The 19,637-nt window shown below is 72.1% G+C and carries 16 protein-coding genes; 7 read left to right on the forward strand and 9 right to left on the reverse strand.

Annotation, left to right across the window (positions count from 1 at the left end):
- Positions 1–65 precede the first annotated feature (65 nt).
- The 3 genes from ACFC1X_RS35065 to ACFC1X_RS35075 all read left to right on the forward strand — a co-directional run bounded on the left by ACFC1X_RS35065 (position 66) and on the right by ACFC1X_RS35075 (position 4,258).
- Positions 66–914, forward strand: coding sequence for a 3-hydroxyacyl-CoA dehydrogenase family protein (locus ACFC1X_RS35065; protein ID WP_376361984.1), 849 nt, complete (start codon positions 66–68; stop codon positions 912–914).
- Between the two features lie 181 nt (positions 915–1,095).
- The gene (locus ACFC1X_RS35070; RefSeq protein WP_003973611.1) at positions 1,096–1,419 is read left to right on the forward strand and encodes an STAS domain-containing protein; all 324 of its coding nucleotides are present in this window, start codon (positions 1,096–1,098) and stop codon (positions 1,417–1,419) included.
- 226 nt (positions 1,420–1,645) lie between these two features.
- Complete coding sequence (locus ACFC1X_RS35075) at positions 1,646–4,258, forward strand: ATP-binding protein (RefSeq protein ID WP_376361988.1); 2,613 nt, start codon at positions 1,646–1,648, stop codon at positions 4,256–4,258.
- Positions 4,259–4,328: 70 nt separating this feature from the next.
- Here the strand turns inward: ACFC1X_RS35075 and nucS are convergent, their stop codons facing one another.
- Positions 4,329–5,000, reverse strand: a complete 672-nt coding sequence (nucS, locus tag ACFC1X_RS35080) for an endonuclease NucS (protein ID WP_064729874.1) — start codon at positions 4,998–5,000, stop codon at positions 4,329–4,331.
- A 279-nt stretch (positions 5,001–5,279) separates the two neighbouring features.
- Between nucS and ACFC1X_RS35085 the strand changes: the two genes are divergently transcribed.
- The gene (locus tag ACFC1X_RS35085; protein ID WP_055421911.1) at positions 5,280–5,672 is read left to right on the forward strand and encodes an SCO5389 family protein; all 393 of its coding nucleotides are present in this window, start codon (positions 5,280–5,282) and stop codon (positions 5,670–5,672) included.
- A gap of 79 nt (positions 5,673–5,751) precedes the next feature.
- Here the strand turns inward: ACFC1X_RS35085 and ACFC1X_RS35090 are convergent, their stop codons facing one another.
- The gene (locus ACFC1X_RS35090; protein WP_376361992.1) at positions 5,752–6,780 is read right to left on the reverse strand and encodes an LLM class flavin-dependent oxidoreductase; all 1,029 of its coding nucleotides are present in this window, start codon (positions 6,778–6,780) and stop codon (positions 5,752–5,754) included.
- Between the two features lie 202 nt (positions 6,781–6,982).
- Between ACFC1X_RS35090 and ACFC1X_RS35095 the strand changes: the two genes are divergently transcribed.
- The gene (locus tag ACFC1X_RS35095) at positions 6,983–7,315 is read left to right on the forward strand and encodes an ATP/GTP-binding protein (protein WP_376361995.1); all 333 of its coding nucleotides are present in this window, start codon (positions 6,983–6,985) and stop codon (positions 7,313–7,315) included.
- Positions 7,316–7,321: 6 nt separating this feature from the next.
- Here the strand turns inward: ACFC1X_RS35095 and ACFC1X_RS35100 are convergent, their stop codons facing one another.
- The 7 genes from ACFC1X_RS35100 to mce form a co-directional block, all read right to left on the reverse strand.
- The gene (locus ACFC1X_RS35100; protein ID WP_376361998.1) at positions 7,322–8,191 is read right to left on the reverse strand and encodes an ABC transporter permease; all 870 of its coding nucleotides are present in this window, start codon (positions 8,189–8,191) and stop codon (positions 7,322–7,324) included.
- The gene (locus tag ACFC1X_RS35105) at positions 8,188–9,462 is read right to left on the reverse strand and encodes an ABC transporter ATP-binding protein (RefSeq protein WP_376362001.1); all 1,275 of its coding nucleotides are present in this window, start codon (positions 9,460–9,462) and stop codon (positions 8,188–8,190) included. The genes ACFC1X_RS35100 and ACFC1X_RS35105 overlap by 4 nt, the downstream gene beginning before the upstream one ends.
- Before the next feature lie 143 nt (positions 9,463–9,605).
- Positions 9,606–10,376 carry an ABC transporter permease gene (locus ACFC1X_RS35110; RefSeq protein ID WP_185832643.1) on the reverse strand — a complete coding sequence of 257 codons (771 nt, stop codon included), beginning with the start codon at positions 10,374–10,376 and terminating at the stop codon, positions 9,606–9,608.
- Between the two features lie 2 nt (positions 10,377–10,378).
- Complete coding sequence (locus ACFC1X_RS35115; RefSeq protein ID WP_352158044.1) at positions 10,379–11,368, reverse strand: ABC transporter ATP-binding protein; 990 nt, start codon at positions 11,366–11,368, stop codon at positions 10,379–10,381.
- A gap of 108 nt (positions 11,369–11,476) precedes the next feature.
- Positions 11,477–12,412, reverse strand: coding sequence for a cellulose-binding protein (locus ACFC1X_RS35120; RefSeq protein ID WP_307015150.1), 936 nt, complete (start codon positions 12,410–12,412; stop codon positions 11,477–11,479).
- A 207-nt stretch (positions 12,413–12,619) separates the two neighbouring features.
- The gene (scy, locus tag ACFC1X_RS35125) at positions 12,620–16,534 is read right to left on the reverse strand and encodes a polarized growth protein Scy (RefSeq protein WP_376362006.1); all 3,915 of its coding nucleotides are present in this window, start codon (positions 16,532–16,534) and stop codon (positions 12,620–12,622) included.
- 233 nt (positions 16,535–16,767) lie between these two features.
- A complete protein-coding gene (gene mce / locus ACFC1X_RS35130) occupies positions 16,768–17,208 on the reverse strand; it encodes a methylmalonyl-CoA epimerase (protein ID WP_376362009.1) in 441 nt (146 codons plus the stop codon).
- Between the two features lie 149 nt (positions 17,209–17,357).
- On the opposite strand from mce, the gene ACFC1X_RS35135 reads away from it, so the two are divergent.
- Both ACFC1X_RS35135 and meaB read left to right on the forward strand, forming a co-directional pair.
- Entirely contained in the window at positions 17,358–18,563 is a 1,206-nt protein-coding gene (locus ACFC1X_RS35135) for an acetyl-CoA C-acetyltransferase (protein WP_376362012.1), read from the forward strand.
- A 70-nt stretch (positions 18,564–18,633) separates the two neighbouring features.
- Complete coding sequence (gene meaB, locus ACFC1X_RS35140; RefSeq protein WP_376362015.1) at positions 18,634–19,590, forward strand: methylmalonyl Co-A mutase-associated GTPase MeaB; 957 nt, start codon at positions 18,634–18,636, stop codon at positions 19,588–19,590.
- Positions 19,591–19,637 lie beyond the last annotated feature (47 nt).

A 19,637-nucleotide genomic window follows, 5' to 3' on the forward strand; every position in this document is an offset into this window, starting at 1 on the left:
GCCCCTCACGCCCGCTAATCTCCGGCCGAGAGACCAAGGACAGCTTGTATCAGGGGAGTCGCACAGTGGCACGGAAGCTCGCCGTCATCGGAGCCGGACTCATGGGGTCCGGCATCGCCCAGGTCGCCGCACAGGCGGGCTGGGACGTCGTCCTGCGGGACGTCACCGACGAGGCGCTGCGGCGCGGCACCGACGGCATCCGCACCTCGTACGACAAGTTCGTCGCCAAGGGGAAGCTCGCGGCCGAGGACGCCGAGGCCGCCCTCGCGCGGCTCACCGCCACCACCGACCTGGACGCCGCCGCGGACGCGGACGTCGTCGTGGAGGCGGTCTTCGAGAAGCTCGAGGTCAAGCACGAGATCTTCCGCGCGCTCGACAAACTGGTGAAGGACGGGGCGATCCTCGCGTCCAACACCTCCGCCATCCCGATCACCAAGATCGCGGCGGTGACGGAACGCCCCGAACGGGTCGTCGGCACCCACTTCTTCTCGCCGGTCCCCATGATGCAGCTGTGCGAACTGGTGCGCGGCTACAAGACCAGCGACGAAACGCTCGCCATCGCACGTGAGTTCGCCGAGTCCACCGGCAAGACCTGCATCGTCGTCAACCGCGACGTCGCCGGCTTCGTGACCACCCGCCTCATCTCCGCCCTCGTCGTCGAGGCCGCGAAGCTGTACGAGTCGGGCGTCGCCACCGCCGAGGACATCGACCTCGCCTGCAAGCTGGGCTTCGGCCACGCCATGGGGCCGCTGGCCACCGCCGACCTGACGGGCGTCGACATCCTGCTGCACGCCACGGGCAACATCTACACCGAGTCCCAGGACGAGAAGTTCGCCCCGCCGGAGCTGATGCGCCGGATGGTGGACGCCGGTGACATCGGCCGCAAGAGCGGGCAGGGCTTCTACAAGCACTGAAGTCCCATCGGCCCCGGGAGACATCACACGCCGGGGTGAATTCGGTATCGGTTCGCTTACAGGCGGCAACCTCCGGTCGTTTCGGCCAGTCAGAGGGTGCAACACCTGATATCGCCGAGAGATCACGACGAAGAGTCGAAGAATCGAAGAGACGAACAAGGACGCACGCCGGGGAGCACATATGCACATCAGGGGCGACCACGTCGAGCTGGTCGTCGGGGGCCGCCTCGACGTCCGCAGCGCGGCGGACGCCCGTACGGTCCTGCACTCGGCCGTCGACGACGGAGTCGGCGACCTGGTGCTCGACCTGTCAGAGCTGGACTCCTGGGACGCCACCGGACTCGGCGTGATCATGGGGGCCCACCGGCGGGCCGGCCGCTGCGGCCGGCGGCTGGTGCTGCGCGGAGTACCCCCGCAGATGCAGCGCCTGCTGGTGGCCACCAGGCTGCACCGGATCCTGGCCATCGAGGGCGGCATCGGCGTGGAGACCCTGCCCAGGGTGTGACGTCCCGTGCCCGACACACGCAATCCTCACGAGACCGTGACGTCTCGGGCGGGTCGGTACCCCGGGCTGTCGGAGATACTGAGCGAAGGTTTAGGGTCTGGCTGCCCGCACTTTTGCGAACCCATCGGCGGGACCGGACCAGAAGCGACAGCGCGGTGTGCGGCAAGGCCGGGAGGGTGGTCCCGACCGGGGCCCTGCACACGACGCTTTTGGGGGGCTTGAACCGATGGACCCGAACAACCGGGGACCCGAGGAGTACGGCCACGACGGCGACACGCCGCGCCCGCGCCCTCCCAGGGATCCCCTCACCTCCGACTTCGGACAGCCCGCGCTCGCCCGCACGGTGCAGCTCGTCTCCGGCGACTTCCTGCTCACCGTCAACCCCGTCGACGGCAGCGAGATCGAGGTCTGCCCGCCCGCAGAACGGCCCGCCCGCCCGGAGAAGCTCACCGCGGCCGAACGCGCGGAGACGGCCCGCGCCGCCCTGCCGCCCGTCCCGCCGGGCCCCACCAGGACCGTGCTGGGCCTGCTGGCCCGCGAGGACGAACGCGAACGCCTCGTCCGGCTGCTCGCCCGCGGCCGTTCCGTCCGCCTCACCGGCCCCGGCGGCTCCGGCCGCACCAGCCTCCTCGACCTCGTCGCCGAGGACTGCGCCGGACTCGCGCCCGACGGCGTCGTACGCCTGAACGGCTTCCACCGCACCGCCGACGACCTGCTCCACGACCTCTTCTACGCCGTCCACCGCGCGCCCCTGCACCGGCCGGGCCGGGAGGAACTGCTCGGGCACCTGCGCGAGGTCGGCGCCGTCGTCGTCCTGGACGACATCGAGTTCGGCGGCACCGCCCTCGACGAGCTGCTGGAGGCCACCCCCGAGTGCGCCTTCCTCATCGGCGCCACCCCGGACGTGCCCGCCCCCTCCGCCGACTCGGCCGTCGAGGAGGTCTTCCTCACCGGCCTGGACCGCTCGGACGGCGTCGAGCTGCTGGAGCGCGCCGCCGGCCGCGGTCTCACCGAGGACGAGGCCAACTGGGCCGGCGACCTCTGGTTCGAGTCCGAGGGCCTGCCCCTGCGCTTCGTCCAGGCGGGTGCCCTGCTGCGCCGCCGTGACCGGCTGCGGGCCGGCGCCGACGCGGTGGACGAGTTCGGCGTCTTCGCCGACGCCCGCCCGGCCGACGACGACACGCCCTTCGACGCCGCCGAGGCCGATGCCGGCGACGTGTCGCCCCTGCCGTCCCTCGGCGAGGCCGCCGCGCCCGCGCCGCTGCTCGCCTCCCGGCTGACCGCCTCGGCCCGCGCCACCCTGGAGTTCGCCGTCGCGCTCGGCGGCGAGCTGCCGCACCAGGCGCATCTGCCCGCGCTGGTCGGCGACACCCACGCGGACGCCGCCCTCGGCGAGCTGGCCGACTGCGGACTGGTCTCGCCGGTCGGCTCCCGCTACCGGCTGGCCGCCGGGGTGCTCACCCAGCTGGAGAGCGGCGGCTACACCGACGGCGTAGGGGCTCGCGCACTGGCCGCCGCCCAGCACTACGCCTGGTGGACCGGGCACCCCTCGGTCACCCCGGAGCGGGTCTGCGCCGAGGCCGACGCCGTGCTGGCCGCCCTCGCGGTGCTGGTGCCGGCGACGACCCGGACCGCGGACGACGAGGAGAGCCCCGCCGTCCAGCTGGCCCGCACCGCGGCGCCCGCGTTCGCCGCCGGACTGCACTGGAGCGCCTGGGAGCGGGCCCTGCGGGCCGGCACCGAGGCCTCCCGGCTCGCCGGGGACGTCGCCGAACAGGCCTACTTCCACCACGAGCTCGGCGTCCTCGCCCTCTGCGAGGACCAGCTCGACCGGGCCCGCGCCGAGCTGGAGGCGTCCATCGGGCTGCGCGGCGCGCTCTCCGACAAGCACGGCGCCGTCGCCGGCCGCCGCGCCCTCGCCCTGGTCGCCGACCGCACCGGGGACACCCCCGGCATGGGCAGCGGCGCGGGTGCCTTCGGTGCCGTGGGGGCCGCCGCCGGACTCGGCGTCGTCGGCGCCGGCCTCGGACCGACGGCGGGGGAGGAGGTGCCCGACGCCCGGCACGAGGAGTCGGCGTCGCCGTCCGCGGGCGTCCCCGCGCCCTTCCCGCCGCTCCAGCCGCCCCCGCAGTCCCCGACCCTGGTCACCAGCCGCGAGCGGGCCGAGGAGCCGTCCCGCACGGTCGGCAGCGGCATCAAGGGCTTCGCACGGCGCAACCTGGTGGCCGCCGGGGCGGGCGCACTGCTCGTCGCCGTGCTCGGCACGGTGGTGACGCTCGGCGCCACCTCCGAGAACGACCCGGGCGACCCCTCCAACGAGGTCGGCGTCAACCCCTCGGCCAGCCAGGGCATCGACGACGGCGGCCTCGGCGCGGACCGGCCGTCCGAGGACGGGCAGGGGCAGGACACCACCGGCCGGCCGAGCGACTCCGGCACGCCGGACGCCCCGACGCCGTCCGAGTCGGGGCGGCCGTCGCAGGGCGCGAGCGATTCGGAGGAGCCCAGTGACCCGGGCTCCGGCGACCCGAGTGACTCGGACAAGCCGGACGACCCGACTTCGTCATCCAAGCCGCCCACCTCCAACGAGCCGTCCGACCCACCGTCCTCGCCGGAACCGAGCGACTCCGAATCGGAGACCACCCCCGAGCCCACGGACTCCAGCACGAGCCCGGGTGGCTCGGGATCGCCGTCCACCGAACCACCTGTCTCCAACAGCGCCAGCGATACCACCACGCCCACCGCCGCCAGCTCCCCCGCCGGCACTCCGACCGCCTCGCAGAGCGGCACCGGCACGGGAACGCCGAGCGGTTCGAACCCGGCGTCGGAGCAGATCATCTGAGGCACCGACAGACAGACAGACATACGGGAGGGCCGGGTCCTGCACGCGGACCCGGCCCCTCCCGTATGTCTCAGAACAGCCGCAGCTTGTCGTCCTCGATGCCCCGCATGGCGTTGTAGTCCAGCACCTGGCAGCCGATGCCGCGGTCCGTGGCCAGCACGCGCGCCTGCGGCTTGATCTCCTGCGCGGCGAACACGCCCCGCACCGGGGCGAGATGGGGATCGCGGTTCAACAGCTCCAGATAGCGCGTGAGTTGCTCCACGCCGTCGATCTCGCCCCGCCGCTTGATCTCGACCGCGACCGTCCCGCCGTCGGCGTCCCGGCACAGGATGTCGACGGGGCCGATGGCCGTCATGTACTCGCGGCGGATGAGGGTGTAGCCCTCGCCCAGCGTCTCGATGCGGTCGGCGAGCAGTTCCTGGAGGTGTGCTTCCACGCCGTCCTTGATCAGGCCGGGGTCGACGCCCAGTTCGTGCGAGGAGTCGTGGAGGACCTCCTCCATCGTGATGATGAGCTTCTCGCCCGCCTTGTTGACGACGGTCCAGACGCCCTCCTCCTCGCCCGTGCCCTCCTTCAGGGTGCAGGGCGGCGACATCCAGTTGAGGGGCTTGTAGGCCCGGTCGTCGGCGTGGATCGAGACGCTGCCGTCCGCCTTGACCAGGATCAGGCGGGGCGCCGAGGGCAGGTGGGCGGTGAGCCGCCCGGCGTAGTCGACGGAGCAGCGGGCAATGACGAGACGCATGGTCGGCAACGCTACTCGACGGGCCCGGCCCGACGCGATTCGCCCGTACCCGGACGCCCCGTGGGCTGTCCCACTTCTCCCATTGGCCCCGTCTTGCGCACTGGCCGATTGTGCGCCTACGGGATGGTGTCCATCTCGGCATTCTCCTGGTGCGGTCACGATCGGTTGCTTACGGTATTGAACGGGAGGTCGCGAACTGTGTACGCAGCGTGTTCGAAATCGCGGACTCCCTCAACTGTCCGGCAACCCCCGCCCGTCGGGGGTGCGAGAGGAGAACCCATGTCGCTCGACGTCTCACCGGCCCTACTCGAACAGGCCGAGCGAGGCGAGGTCGACGAAGCAGCCTTCGTCGACTGCGTCCGGACTTCCCTGCCCTACGCATGGGAGATGGTCAGCTCCCTGGTGGCACAGCTGAAGGTCGACGGCGGTGCGTTCGCCGACAACCAGACGCCTCCGCCGGACGAGCAGGCGCGCGGTCAGCTGCTGCGTGCGCTCGCGAGTGACGCCATACGCGGTGCACTGCAGCGGCACTTCGGAGTGCGGCTGGCCTTCCAGAACTGCCACCGGGTGGCGGTGTTCCCGTTGGACTCCTCTGTCGACGAGAAACTGACCCGCTTCACCTCGGTGCGCAGCCAGGTGCTGAACCAGTCGCCCGAGTTCCGCGACTGCTGACGCCACGATCGTCCGCTTGCCGCTCCGTACGCGGGAGGTGCAGTTCTGTACCGGAGCGGCAAGCTCCCCGCCCATGGCCTCAGCCGAGCTGGGGGAGTACCTCGGCGCCGAGCCGTCGTACGTTGTCCTCGGTCGCCGCGAGGTCTCCGGAGCCCTCGACGAGCAGCGCGAAGCGGGAGATGCCGGTGCGCTCGGACGTGGCCGCCAGCCGGTCCGCGCAGAGCCGGGGCGTGCCCACCGGGTGCAGCCCGCAGAGCAGTTCGGTGTACGCGTGCGGGTCGCGCATCTGCCGGGCGCGGCCGTCCACCGTGACATGGGCGCCCAGCCCTTGGCGCAGCCAGCCCGGCATCGCCTTGAGCAGGGTCTCCGCCGCGTCCGTGCGCCGGTCGGCGACCTGGCAGACGCCGGCCGAGACATGGGCCGCGGCGTGGACCTCGGCGGCCGGGCGTCCGGCCGCGCGGGCGTGCCGCCGCCACAGGGCGACCATCTCCGCCTTCTCCTCGTCGCCGACGTGCATGCCCAGCAGCATCGGCAGCCCCCGCTCGGCCGCCATCCGCACGCTCGACGGCGAGGTGCAGGCGACGACGACCTCCGGGCCCGCCGCCTCCGAGAGGGCCTCCGAGGGGCGCGGGACGACGGGCACCTCGCGGAAGCTGAAGCGTTCCCCCGAGGCGCCGACGGCCGGTTCGCGCAGCCAGCGCACCAGGAGGTCGAGGGACTCCGGGAACCCCTTCTCGTACGCCTCCAGGCCCGCGCCGAAGACCTCCAGGTCCACCCACGGGCCGCCCCGGCCCACGCCCAGCGAGAACCGGCCGCCGCTCGTGACGTGCAGCAGCGCGGCCTGCTCGCCGAGCGCCACGGGATGGACGGTGGGCAGCACGCTGACCGCGGTGCCGACCCGGATGCGCCGGGTGCGGCCCAGCAGCAGCGCGGCCAGCGTCACGGCCGACGGGCACGTGCCGTACGGCACGAAGTGGTGCTCGGCCAGCCAGACCGCGTCGAGCCCGGCCTCCTCGGCGACCTCGGCCGAGCGGACCGCGCGGTGCAGCGCCTCCCCCTGACCCTGGCCCGGGAACTGGGCCCCCAACACGAAACTTCCAACGCGCATTGCCTTTTCCTGCTTCCTCGGCCCCGACACGGAGCTCCCCCACACGGCATAACCGCCTGACACGTGCCGAGGACACGGCCGGACGGAGGATTTTCCGGATTGTCTGCAGAATCGGTCGTCGCGGAAGGGCCCGGGTACCCCGGTCCGTGCCGCGTAGGCTGGATGCCGCCCGTACTTCCTGTATAGCTCCGTGAGGTGTCCTGTGTCCCCGCGTCGCAACCGACCGAAGGAAGCCGCTTCGTCCGGCCGGAGCGCCGAGGACGACGGCGCCGGCCGTTACGGCGGCTGGCAGTCGTCGGAGGACTGGCAGGGCGAGGAGTGGAACGTACGGCACGTGGCGGGCGCGAGCGCGCAGGGCAAGTCGTACCGCTGCCCGGGCTGCGACCAGTTGATTCCGGACGGCGTCCCGCACGTGGTGGCCTGGTCGGCGCACTCGGGGGTCGACGAGCGCCGGCACTGGCACAAGGCGTGCTGGAACGCGAAGGACCGCCGCACCACGCGGGTGCAGCGGTCCCGTAACGCGCCGAAGTTCTGAGCCGGGTCAGACGTCCCGCTTCTCCAGCAGGGCGAAGGCGCCGGCGAACGCGGCCGCGGTCACGCCGAGCACGATCCACAGCGGGTCCCAGCCCGAGGGGCCGGACTCGGACAGCGAGTTGGCGTAGAAGATGCTCATCTGGTTCGGGATCGAGTACTCGAACAGCGCCTGCTGCACGTCCTTCAGGGACTCCGAGAACATGAACAGCGCGATCACCAGCGGCGCCAGCAGCACGCCGATCATGATGGTGATGGCGCCAGCCGAGTGCCGGATGATCGAGCCGACGGCCAGCGAGAGCAGGCCGAGCAGCGCGATGTACAGCGAGACGCCGACGGTGCCCTTCAGCCACTCGGAGCCGGTGGGCTCGGCCGCCCCGTTGCCCTCCAGCATCGCCACGTGCGCGAGGCCGACCAGCGTCGCGGAGACCAGGGTCACCACGAAGGCCACCAGGAAGAAGACGATCGCCTTCGCCGTCAGCACCCGGCCGCGGCTGGGGCAGGCGGTCATCGTCGTACGGATCATGCCGGTGCCGTACTCCGAGGCGGTGGTCATCACGCCGAGCGTGATGACGCAGATGCTGCCGAGCAGCAGCCCGAAGAAGCCGAGGCTCAGCGCGCTCTCGCCGGCCAGGTCGGAGGACGAGTTCGCCACCACGACGCCGGTCAGCAGGCCGATGCCGATGACCAGCAGGACGAACACGCCCAGCGTCCACATCGTCGAGCGCACCGACTTGATCTTCGTCCACTCGGAGGCGAGCGCGTGCGCGAGGCTCGTGCGCACCACCGGGATCGGCGACGTGTAGCTGGGGTACGGCGAACCGGACGCCGCCTGCCAGTCGGGGGCGGCCTGAGGGGTCGGGGGCTGGGGCGTGCTCATCGGGCGTCCTCGGGCTTGGTCGGGTCGGTGACGGGCGCGGAGGCGGGCAGCGGCGCGGGCGCGGCGGCGGGCGGCGCCGGGGCCGGAGCGGCGGCCTGAGGCGCCTGCGGGGCCTGCGGCGCCTGCTGTGCCGCGTACGGGTTGACCGGCTGGCCGCCCGGCTGCGCGCCGGGCGCGGCCGGGGCGCCGTACGGTCCCGCCGGGGCCTGACCCGGCGCGCCCTGCGGCGCGAAGGGCTGACCGCCCTGCTGGGGCGGCGGCGGGGCGTACCAGCCGGGCTGGCCCTGGCCGGGCACCGGCATCGGCGGCTGCGCGCCCGGCGGCAGCGGCTGCTGGAGCCCCGCCTTCTGGTCCGCGGTCGACCGGTAGTCGACGGCGCCCTGCGTCATCCGCATGTACGCCTCCTCCAGGGACGCCTGGTGCGGCGACAGCTCCCACAGCCGTACGTCATTGCCGTGCGCGATGTCGCTGATCCGGGGGAGCGCGAGGCCGGTCACGCGCAGCGCGCCGTCCTGCTCGGGCAGTACGTGGCCGCCCGCCTCGGTCAGCGCGGAGGTCAGCTTCTCGCGCAGCTGCGGGTCGGTGTCCGGCGTCCGCACCCGCGCGAAGTCGGCGGAGTTGGCCGAGATGAACTCCGTCACGCTCATGTCGGCGAGCAGCTGGCCGCGCCCGATGACGATCAGGTGGTCCGCGGTCAGCGCCATCTCGCTCATCAGGTGCGAGGAGACGAAGACGGTACGGCCCTCGGCCGCGAGCGCCTTCATCAGGTTGCGCACCCAGTGGATGCCCTCGGGGTCGAGGCCGTTGACCGGCTCGTCGAAGAGCAGCACCTGGGGGTCGCCGAGCAGCGCCGCGGCGATGCCGAGCCGCTGGCCCATACCGAGCGAGAAGCCCTTGGAACGCCGCTTGGCCACGTCCTGGAGGCCGACCACGCCGAGTACCTCGTCCACCCGCCGGGCGGGGATGCCGGACAGCTGGGCCAGGCTCAGCAGGTGGTTGCGGGCGGACCGGCCGCCGTGCACCGCCTTGGCGTCCAGCAGCGCACCGACGTGCCGCGCGGCGTTCGGCAGCCGGCGGTACGGGTGGCCCCCGATCGTCACGTGACCCGCGGTGGGGTTGTCCAGGCCGAGGATCATCCGCATCGTCGTCGACTTGCCCGAGCCGTTGGGCCCGAGGAAGCCAGTGACGGCACCGGGCCGCACCTGGAAGGAGAGGTTGTACACGGCGGTCTTGTCGCCGTATCGCTTGGTCAGGCCGACAGCCTCGATCATGCTCCGCACCCATCGAAAGGTTCAGGACAGCAGGGCACACGCCCCCGTAAGGGTTAGGAGGATATCCAGGCGCTGACGGTTCCGTTCAAGCCCGGGCAAAATCCGACGCCCCACGGAACCTTTTCAGCACCGGTCCTACGGCCCTAGGCGTCCCGTCGTTTCAGCACCACGTACCCGCCGACGAGGGCCGCGATCACCCACAGGACCATGATGCCGAGGCCGCCCCACGGGCCGTAGGGGACGTCGTCGTCGATCGGGGTGACCACCTGCATGATCTTGCTGCCGGCCTGGTCGGGCAGGAAGCGGCCGACCTTCTCGGTGGCCGGGACGTTGCCCAGGATGTTGGAGATCAGGAAGAAGAACGGCATCAGGATGCCCAGCGACAGCATCGGCGAGCGCAGCATCGCCGCGACGCCCATCGAGAACATCGCGATGAGGGTCATGTAGAGGCCGCCGCCGATCACCGCGCGCAACACGCCCGGGTCACCGATCGACGCCTTGAGGTCGCCGAGCATCGCCTGCCCGAGGAAGAAGGTCGCGAAGCTGGTGATCATCGCCACGACGAAGGCGAGCACGGTGGCCACCGCGATCTTGCTGAACAGGAAGCTGCCGCGCCGCGGCACCGCCGCCAGCGAGGTGCGGATCATGCCGGAGCTGTACTCGTTGCCCACGACCAGCACGCCGAACACGATCATCGCCAGCTGGCCGAGGCTGGTGCCGGCGAAGCTGATGAAGGTCGGGTCGAAGGAGAGCTGGTCCCGCTCGCTCATGCCGTCGAACTCGCTCTTCGACAGCGCCGAGATCAGCATGCCGAGGGCGATGGTGACGACCACGGCGAGGGACAGCGTCCACACCGTGGACGCGACCGAACGGATCTTGGTCCACTCCGACCGGACGACCTGTGCCGTCGCCATGCTCATCCCCTCTTCCAGTCGCTGCCCCACGGCTGCTGCGGCTGTTGCTGTTGCTGTGGTTGCTGCGGCACCGCGCCGGGCGGCTGCCCGTCGTGCGCGTGGTACTCCACGGACTCCGCGGTCAGCTGCATGAACGCCTCCTCCAGCGAGGCCCGCTGCGGGCTCAGCTCGTACAGCACGACCTGGTCGCGCGCCGCCAGCTCACCGACGGCCTCCGACTTGTCGCCGTCCACCTCCAGCACCTCGGCGCCGGTGTCGACGACCTCGATGCCGGCGCCGTGCAACGCGTCGAGCAGCCGCTCGCGGTGCGGGGTGCGGATCCGGACGTAGCTGCGCGAGTTCTCCGCGATGAAGTCGGCCATCGAGGTGTCCGCGAGCAGCCTGCCCTGGCCGATGACCACGAGGTGGTCCGCGGTCAGCGCCATCTCGCTCATCAGGTGGGAGGAGACGAAGACCGTGCGCCCCTGCGCGGCCAGAGTCTTCATCAGATTGCGGATCCAGTGGATGCCCTCGGGGTCGAGGCCGTTGACCGGCTCGTCGAACATCAGGATCCGCGGGTCGCCGAGCAGCGCCCCGGCGATGCCGAGCCGCTGTCCCATGCCGAGGGAGAACCCCTTGGTCTTCTTCCTGGCGACCGCCGACAGCCCCACCGTGTCCAGCACCTCGCGCACCCGGGTCGCCGGGATGCCGTTGCTCTGCGCGAGGCACAGCAGGTGGTTGTAGGCGCTGCGCCCGCCGTGCCACGCCTTGGCCTCAAGCAGCGCCCCGATGTACGTCAGCGGGTCCTTCAACTGGTCGTAGTGCTTGCCGTCGATCCGCACGTCCCCGGCGGTCGGCCGGTCCAGGCCCAGCACCATGCGCATGGTGGTGGACTTGCCCGCCCCGTTGGGGCCGAGAAAGCCCGTGATGATGCCGGGTCTGACGGTGAAGGAGAGATTGTTGACCGCCACCTTCTCGCCGTACCGCTTGGTCAGCCCCTCGAGCTCGATCATGGCGCCCACGCTAGAACGGGACGAGGCCCACTGCCACCCCAGTGACAGAAGGCCTCGTCCTTGTTCTGTATCTGTTTCCCTGTCCGGTCGGCCGCGGTACGTCCCGCGTCAGCGGGACTGCTGGGCCGGCACCCCGCGGGAGACCGACTCGTCCTCGGCCGGCGTACCGGCGGCGGCCACCGCGGCGCCCGTGAGGGTCGCCAGCATCTCGCGCACGTTGGTGAGCTGCGCGTTGATGGAGTCGCGGCGGTTGGTCAGGGCGGCCAGCTCGCGCTCCGACTCCGAACGGATCCGGTCCGCCTTGGCGTTGGCGTCGGCCACGATGTCCTCGGCCTGGCGCTGCGCCGTCTCGACGGTCTGGCGGGCCCGGCGCTCGGCGTCCGTGCGCAGCTTCTCCGCCTCCAGGCGCAGCTGCTCGGCACGGTGCTCGATCTCCGCGAGGCGCTTCTCGGCCTTGGCCTGACGGGAGGCCAGGTCGCGCTCGGACTGCTCGCGGCGCTTGGCGAGGTTCGTCTCGAAGTCGGCGGCGGCCTGGGCGGCCTTGGCGCGGGTCTCCTCGAAGAGGGCGTCCGCCTCCTCGCGCTTGGACTGAGCGTCCTTCTGCGCCTCGGAACGAAGCTGCGAGGCGTCGCCCTTGGCCTTCTCGACGATCCGGACGCCCTCGTCCTCGGCCTTGGCCTTGCGCTCCGCGGCGTACGACTCCGCGTCGTTGCGCACCTGCTGGGCCGACGACTCGGCCAGCTCGCGGTGCTGCTCGGCCGCGCGCCGGGCCTCCTCGCGCAGGTCCTTCGCCTCTTCCTCGGCGAGGCGCAGGATCTTCTCGACCCGGGCGCCCAGACCGGCGTACGACGGCTCGGCGTCGTTGACCTGGGCCTGGGCGTTCTGGGTCTCGAGGTGAAGCTCCTCGATGCGCTTTTCCAGAGCGGTGATGCGGGCGAGAGCGCTGTCACGGTCGGAGACGAGCTTGGAGATGCGTTCGTCCACCTGAGCGCGGTCGTACCCACGCCGCACAAGCTCGAAGCCGTAGGGGGAAGTGTCGCTCATGGGGTTCCTGTCGAAAGAGACCGGGTGAGGTGATAGAGGGAATCCTAGGCGCCAATGCGGTGTGTCATCGAGCGGATGCGCGTTTGATACGGAGAATGACACCTCTTTTGAGTGGCTGACCCGCGGACGGCTTGCCAAAGTTCTGGGCAAGGGTCCGGTCGGGAGTCAACCAAAGATCTCCAGGAGACACCGAATCCGCTCCGCACGCTAGCCGTCTGACGACTTGCCACCCGAACGTGGGGCGCCCACCGTGGCTCCGGCCTTCACCCCGTTGTCCTTGGCCCCCGTCGGCGTCTCGAAGGACTCCAGCGCCTCCAGCACGTCCTGCACCCGGGAGATCTCCGCGTTGATGTCCTCGCGGCGCCGCACCAGGATCTCCAGCTCGCGCTTGCCCTCGTCGACCGTGCGCCTGGCCTCCTGGACCGCCTCGGCCTTCAGCTCCTCGGCCTCCCGGACCAGGGTGGCCTTCTTCTGCTCGGCCTCCTTCAGCAGCCCCTCGGCCTTCTTGACGGCGGCGATGCGCACCTTGCCGGCCTCGGAGTTGGCCTCCGACACCAGCTCCTTGGCCTTCGCCTCCGCCTTGGCCAGCTGCTCCTCGGCGGCCTTGATGAGCGCGTCGCAGCGGTCGCCCGCCGACTTCATGGTCTCGGCGGCCTCGCGGCGCGCCCGCTCGTGCAGTTCCTCGATCTCGGAGGTGAGACGCTCGCGCAGCTCCTCCGCGCGCTCCCTTATGGCGGTCGCGTCCCGGCGGGCGCCGACCAGCAGCTCGTCCGCGTCCGTACGGGCCTTCTCCACCCGGGTGTTGCCCTCGACCGTCGCCTCCGAGACGAGCCGGTCGGCCTCCGTGCGGGCCGCGCCGACCATCGTGTCGGCCTGCGACTCGGCCTCCGCGGTGGTCTTCTGGGCCTGCTGCTGCGCCTCGGAGAGCAGCTTGTCGGCCTCGGACGTGGTCTCCGTGATGAGCGTGTCGACCTGCTCGGCCGCCTCCGAACGCCGCTTGTTGGCGTCCTTGCGGGCCTCGTCCAGGGTGCGCTCGGCCTCCTCGCGGGCGGCCGTGGTGACCCGCTCCGCCTCCGCCGCGGCCTCGGTACGGACCCGGTCGGCCTCGGTGCGGATCCGCTCGGCGTGCTGCTGGGCGGAGCCGACGGTGTCGGCGGCCTCGGCCCGCAGCCGCTCCGCCTCCCCGGTGGCGTCCGAGAGCAGCCGCTCGGCCCGGGCGCCCGCCTCGTTCCGCACCCGCTCGGCCTCGCTCGACGCCTCCGTGCGGACGCGCTCCGCCTCCGCGACCGTCTCCGTCCGGATCCGGTCGGTCTCGGCCGCCGTCTGCGTGGTGAGCCGCTCCGCCTCGGCGCTCGCCTCGGTGATCAGGGTGTCCGCCTGCGTCGCCGCGTCGGACCGGATGCGGTTGGCGTCCTCGCGGGCGTCCGCCCGGGTGCGCGACGCGGCCTGCTCGGCCTCGGCGATGGCGTCGGAGGCCTCGGTGCGCACCCGCTGGGCGTGCTCCGATACGTCCGCGCGGATCCGGTCGGCCTCCGTGATGGCCTCGGACACCGTCCGCTCGGCCAGCGTCTTGGCGGCCTCGGTCTCCTCGCGCGCCTCACGCCGCAGCCGTCCGGCGTCCTCGCCCGCCCGCTCCCGCTCCGCGTGGGCGTCGGCGCGGACCCGGTCCGCCTCCTGCTCGGCCTCGTGCCGGGTGCGCTCCGCCGCGTGCTCGGCGGCGCTGCGCAGCCCGGTGATCTCCTCCTGGGCCTGCTCGTGCAGCCCGGCGACGGAGTCCCGCACCTGCTGCGCGTGCTGCTCGGCGGCCGACACCATCTCGGTCGCGCGCCGGTCGGCCTCCTCGACCAGCCGGACCGCCTCGGTCTGCGCCTCCTCCACGCGGTTGCGCGCCGAGGCCAGCAGCTCCTCGCTCTGCTCGCGGGCCCGCTCGCGCTCCTGGTCGGCCTCCTGCCGGGCGGACCCCAGCAGCTCCTCCGCCTCGCGACGGCGCCGGGCGGCCTCCTCCTGGGCGGCGCCCAGCGCCTCGGACGCCTCGGCGGCGATGCGCTCGGCGGCGGTCTGCGCCTCCGCGCGCACCCGGTCGGCGCTCTCCTGCGCCTCCGACTTCAGCCGCTCGGCCTCGCTCGACGCCTCCGACCTCAGCCGTACGGCGACGGACTCGCCCTCCGCGCGGGAGGCGGACGCGTCGGCGGCGGCCTCGGTGCGCAGCCGCTCGGCCTCCGTCTCGGCCTGCTGCTGGAGCGTACGGATCCGCTCCGCGGCCTCGGTGCGCAGCCGTTCGCTCTCCTCGGCGGCCTCCCGGCGGAGCCGAGCGCCCTCCTCGCGGGCCTCGGTCAGCGCCTCCTCGGCGGCGGTGCGGTGCTCCTCGGCCTCCGTGTGCAGTCGCGTCAGGTCCTCGGCGGCCTCCGTCTTGCGGGCCTCGACGGCGCGCTCGGTCTCCTCGCGCAGCTCGCGGGCGGCCCGCTCGGCCTCCGCCTGGAGCTCCTCGGCGCGCTCGGCGGCCTCCGTGCGGTGCCGCTCGGCCTCGGCGCGGGTGCGCTCCAGGGTCTCCTCGGCCTGCCGGCGCAGGGTGGTGGCCCGCTCGATGGCCTCGGCACGGACCTTCTCGCCGTCCGTCGTCGCGGTCTGCCGCAGCTCGTCCGCGTCCGCCTTGGCCTTGGCGAGCAGCTCCTCGGCGGTCTTCGCCGCCTCCTCGATCTGTGCCACGGCCTCCTTGCGGGCCTCGGCGCGGATCTTCTCGCCCTCGGCGACCGCGTCGGCGCGCAGCTGCTCGGCCTCGCCGCGCAGCCGGCGCGCCTCCTCCTGCAGCTCGACCGTCTTGGCGCGGTACTCCTTGGTGTCGTCCTTCGCCGCGCCCTTGAGCTCCGTGGCGATGTCGTGCGCCTCGGCGCGCAGCCGGTCCGCCTCCGTCTCGGCCTCGGTGCGGATCCGCTCGGCCTCCTCGGTGGCGGCCTTCGTGGTCCGCCTGGCGTCCTCGGACGCCTTGATCAGCACGTCCTCGGCGGTCTTGGCCGCCTTGGACAGCTGGGTGGCCGACTCCTCGGCGGTGAGCGTACGGGCCTTCTCGGCGGCCTCGGCGACGATCCGCTCGGCCTCGGTGCGGGCGTCCGCGACCAGCTGCTCGGCCTCGGACTTGGTGTTCTCGGCGTCCTTGGTGGCCTCGCCGACCAGCCGGGCGACCTGCTCCTTGGCGGTGCGGGTGCGCTGCTCGTTGGTCGCCTCGGCGCCGGCCAGCGCCTTGGCGGCCGACTCCTTGGCCTCGGCGATCACCTTCTCGGCCTCGGTCTGCGCCTTGCGCAGCGCCTCCTCGGCCTCCGACATGCGCCGCTCGGCGGCCCGGCTCAGCTCCTGGGACTGGCGCCGCGCGGACTCCGACTCGTCGGCGGTGGAGGTGCGCAGCTGCTCCGCGTGGTCGGTGGCCTCCTGGGCCTGGTTGGAGGCGGCGTTCAGCAGCCGCTCCGCGTCGGTGCGGGCGCGGCGCAGGAGCTGCTCGGCCTCGGTGCGGGCGCTCTCGGCGTCGTCGGTCAGCCGCTGCCGGGCCTCGGAGGTCAGCCGCTCGGCCTCGGTGCGGGCGGTGGCCAGGGACTGCTCGGCCTCGGTGCGGGACTCGTCGAGGAGGCGGCGGGCCTGCTGCTCGGTGCGGGCGCGCAGCTGCTCCGCCCAGGCCACGTTCTCGTTGACGTGCGACTCGACGGTCTGCCGGCGCTCGGCCAGCTCCTGGTCCAGCTGCTGGCGGCGGGTCACCGCCTCCTGGTGCAGCTCCGCCTGGAGCCGGGCGGCCTGCTCGGCGTGCTCCTGGAGGATGCGCTGGGTCTGCGCCCTGGCCTGGCTCAGCTCCCGCTCGGCGTCCGAGCGCAGCTGGTCGGCCTGCGTCTGCGCGTTGCGCAGCAACTGCTCGGCCTGGTACCCGATGTCACCGCCGTCGAAGGCGGGCCGGGACATGATGGTGCGCCGCGCCTCGTGCAACTTGGCGCGCAGCACCTCGACCTGGTAGCCGAGGTCCTCGGCGTGCTGGATCGCCTTTTCCCGCTCGGTCTTCAGCCGCTTCATCTCGGCCTCGAACCGAGAGAGGTGGTCGACGTCAGCCGCCGGCTCTCGCTCCTGGCTCTCGTAGCCCCGCACTGCGCGGTCCCATCCGTCCCCTGGTCGCAAATCTTCCCGACTGAGCTCCGTCCGTCCGACGGACGGGGCCCCCGGGGAATGGTGTCAGATCAACGGCGGAGCATGTGCCGCTGCCCCGTCGCCCGCCCCCCGAAACACGACCCCGGCGATCCCGCCGTCGCCGACGACAGGACCGGGTCACCCTGGATTGAGCGGCGACCGCACCCAACCCTACCGGCCCCTATGTACGAGAGTCAGTGCTCAGGTGACTCAACGGCCGCCGAAGTGACCAGTTCTGTCAGTACGCCATGGCAGTCCTTGGGGTGCAGGAAAGTGATCCGCGACCCCATGGAACCCCGCCGGGGCTCGTCGTACAGAACGCGTACGCCCTTCTCCCGGATGTCCGCGGCGTCCGCGTCCACATCCGCCGTACCGAAGGCGATGTGGTGGACGCCCTCGCCGTTCTTCGCCAGCCACTTGCCGACCGCGGAGTCCTCGCGGGTGGGTTCGAGAAGCTGGAGGTACGACGCTCCGCCGTCCGACGTATCGTTGATCTTGAGCATGGCCTCTCGGACGCCCTGCTCCTCGTTGATCTCGGTGTGGAACACCTCGAAGCCGTAGGTGGCACGGTAGAACTCGACGGTGGTGTCGAGGTCGCGGCAGGCGATTCCGATGTGGTCGATTCGCGTCAGCATGGATTCAGTGCAGCGCTCCGGAGGTGGTTACGCAACGTGCGCGCGATCACACCGACCGCCGGGTGACGGGCGGGATACCGCTCAGTACATTCGAGTAAACCCTCGTTCACTCCTCGGCCTGTGCGGGCCGGAAAAGGGGATCGCAGCTCATGTCTTCTGCAACGAACGGCACGACCTCCGTCATCGTCGCGGGTGCCCGCACCCCGATGGGACGGCTGCTCGGCTCGCTGAAGTCCTTCTCCGGGGCCGATCTCGGCGGTTTCGCGATCAAGGCAGCCCTGGACCGCGCGGGGATCGGCGGCGACCAGGTCCAGTACGTGATCATGGGCCAGGTGCTCCAGGCCGGCGCCGGGCAGATTCCCGCCCGCCAGGCCGCCGTCAAGGCCGGCATCCCCATGAACGTCCCGGCACTGACGATCAACAAGGTGTGCCTCTCCGGCCTCGACGCCATCGCCCTCGCCGACCAGCTCATTCGCGCGGGTGAATTCGACGTGGTCGTGGCGGGCGGCCAGGAGTCCATGACCAGCGCCCCGCACCTGCTGCCGAAGTCCCGCGAGGGTTACAAGTACGGCGCGGTCCAGATGATCGACGCCATGGCGTACGACGGGCTGACCGACTCCTTCGAGGACATCGCCATGGGCGAGTCCACCGAGAAGCACAACACCCGCCTCGGCATCGAGCGCGGCCCCCAGGACGAGATCGCGGCCCTGTCCCACCAGCGCGCCGCGGCCGCCCAGAAGAACGGCGTGTACGACGCCGAGATCGCCCCGGTCGAGATCCCGCAGCGCAAGGGCGACCCGGTGGTCTTCAGCAAGGACGAGGGCATCCGCGGCGACACCACCGCGGAGTCGCTGGGCAAGCTCCGGCCGGCGTTCTCCAAGGAGGGCACGATCACCGCAGGCTCCTCCTCGCAGATCTCCGACGGCGCCGCGGCCGTGGTCGTGATGAGCAAGGCGAAGGCGCAGGAGCTGGGCCTGGAGTGGATCGCCGAGATCGGCGCGCACGGCAACGTCGCCGGGCCGGACAACTCTTTGCAGTCGCAGCCCTCCCACGCGATCCGGCACGCGCTGGGCAAGGAGGGCCTGGACGTCGGCGACCTCGACCTGATCGAGATCAACGAGGCGTTCGCGGCCGTCGCCGTGCAGTCAATGAAGGACCTCGGCGTGTCCACCGAAAAGGTGAACGTCAACGGTGGTGCGATCGCGCTGGGCCATCCGATCGGCATGTCCGGCGCCCGGCTGGTGCTGCACCTGGCGCTGGAGCTGGGGCGGCGCGGCGGCGGGATCGGCGCGGCGGCCCTGTGCGGCGGCGGCGGCCAGGGTGACGCGCTGATCATCCGGGTCCCGAAGGCCTGAGCGCCGTACGGCGTCTCGGGAAACAGTCAACGCAGTCGAACGTAGTCGGACGGAGCTGAACGGAGCTGTGATGCAGGACGTCTCCTCACTGGTGGCCCAGGCCAGGGAAGGCCGACCGCGGGCCGTGGCCAGGCTGATCTCTCTGGTGGAGGGGGCGTCCCCGCAGCTCAGGGAGGTCATGGAGACGCTCGCGCCGCTGACGGGCCAGGCCTACGTGGTCGGTCTGACGGGTTCGCCGGGCGTCGGCAAGTCCACCTCCACCTCGGCCCTGGTGACGGCGTACCGCAAGCAGGGCAGGCGGGTCGGCGTCCTCGCCGTCGACCCGTCCTCCCCCTTCTCCGGCGGCGCGCTGCTCGGCGACCGCGTCCGGATGTCCGAGCATGCCTCCGACCCCGGCGTCTACATCCGCTCCATGGCGACCCGCGGCCACCTCGGCGGCCTCGCCTGGGCGGCCCCGCAGGCGATCCGCGTCCTGGACGCGGCGGGCTGCGACGTGATCCTGGTCGAGACGGTCGGCGTCGGCCAGTCGGAGGTCGAGATCGCCTCCCAGGCCGACACCTCGGTCGTCCTCCTCGCCCCCGGCATGGGCGACGGCATCCAGGCGGCCAAGGCCGGAATCCTGGAGATCGGCGACGTCTACGTCGTCAACAAGGCCGACCGGGACGGCGCCGACGCCACCGCCCGCGAGCTGAACCACATGCTGGGCCTCGGCGAGGCCCGCGCGGCCGGCGACTGGCGCCCGCCCATCGTCAAGATGGTCGCCGCGCGCGGCGAGGGCGTCGACGAGGTGGTCGAGGCCCTGGAGAAGCACCGCGCGTGGATGGAGGAACGGGACGTCCTCGCCGAACGCCGCCGCGCCCGTGCCGCCCGCGAAGTCGAGACCATCGCCGTCACCACCCTGCGCGAACGCATCGGCGACCTGCACGGCGACCGCCGGCTCGGCGCCCTGGCGGAACGGATCGTGGCCGGCGAACTCGACCCGTACCGCGCGGCGGACGAACTGGTGACGGGGCTGACGAACGGCTGACGCCCGGCGTCCGACGGCCGATACCCGGCGTTCGACGGCTGACACTC

The sequence above is a fragment of the Streptomyces sp. NPDC056128 genome, from assembly GCF_042263835.1.
GTDB lineage: Bacteria > Actinomycetota > Actinomycetes > Streptomycetales > Streptomycetaceae > Streptomyces.

Excerpts from the sequence above, each read along its gene's own strand:
- ACFC1X_RS35070 (WP_003973611.1), top strand. The coding sequence starts at position 1,096 with ATGCACATCAGGGGCGACCACGTCGAGCTGGTCGTCGGGGGCCGCCTC.
- ACFC1X_RS35075 (WP_376361988.1), top strand. The coding sequence starts at position 1,646 with ATGGACCCGAACAACCGGGGACCCGAGGAGTACGGCCACGACGGCGAC.
- nucS (WP_064729874.1), bottom strand. The coding sequence starts at position 5,000 with ATGCGTCTCGTCATTGCCCGCTGCTCCGTCGACTACGCCGGGCGGCTC.
- ACFC1X_RS35085 (WP_055421911.1), top strand. The coding sequence starts at position 5,280 with ATGTCGCTCGACGTCTCACCGGCCCTACTCGAACAGGCCGAGCGAGGC.
- ACFC1X_RS35090 (WP_376361992.1), bottom strand. The coding sequence starts at position 6,780 with ATGCGCGTTGGAAGTTTCGTGTTGGGGGCCCAGTTCCCGGGCCAGGGT.
- ACFC1X_RS35100 (WP_376361998.1), bottom strand. The coding sequence starts at position 8,191 with ATGAGCACGCCCCAGCCCCCGACCCCTCAGGCCGCCCCCGACTGGCAG.
- ACFC1X_RS35105 (WP_376362001.1), bottom strand. The coding sequence starts at position 9,462 with ATGATCGAGGCTGTCGGCCTGACCAAGCGATACGGCGACAAGACCGCC.
- ACFC1X_RS35110 (WP_185832643.1), bottom strand. The coding sequence starts at position 10,376 with ATGGCGACGGCACAGGTCGTCCGGTCGGAGTGGACCAAGATCCGTTCG.
- ACFC1X_RS35115 (WP_352158044.1), bottom strand. The coding sequence starts at position 11,368 with ATGATCGAGCTCGAGGGGCTGACCAAGCGGTACGGCGAGAAGGTGGCG.
- ACFC1X_RS35120 (WP_307015150.1), bottom strand. The coding sequence starts at position 12,412 with ATGAGCGACACTTCCCCCTACGGCTTCGAGCTTGTGCGGCGTGGGTAC.
- mce (WP_376362009.1), bottom strand. The coding sequence starts at position 17,208 with ATGCTGACGCGAATCGACCACATCGGAATCGCCTGCCGCGACCTCGAC.
- ACFC1X_RS35135 (WP_376362012.1), top strand. The coding sequence starts at position 17,358 with ATGTCTTCTGCAACGAACGGCACGACCTCCGTCATCGTCGCGGGTGCC.
- meaB (WP_376362015.1), top strand. The coding sequence starts at position 18,634 with ATGCAGGACGTCTCCTCACTGGTGGCCCAGGCCAGGGAAGGCCGACCG.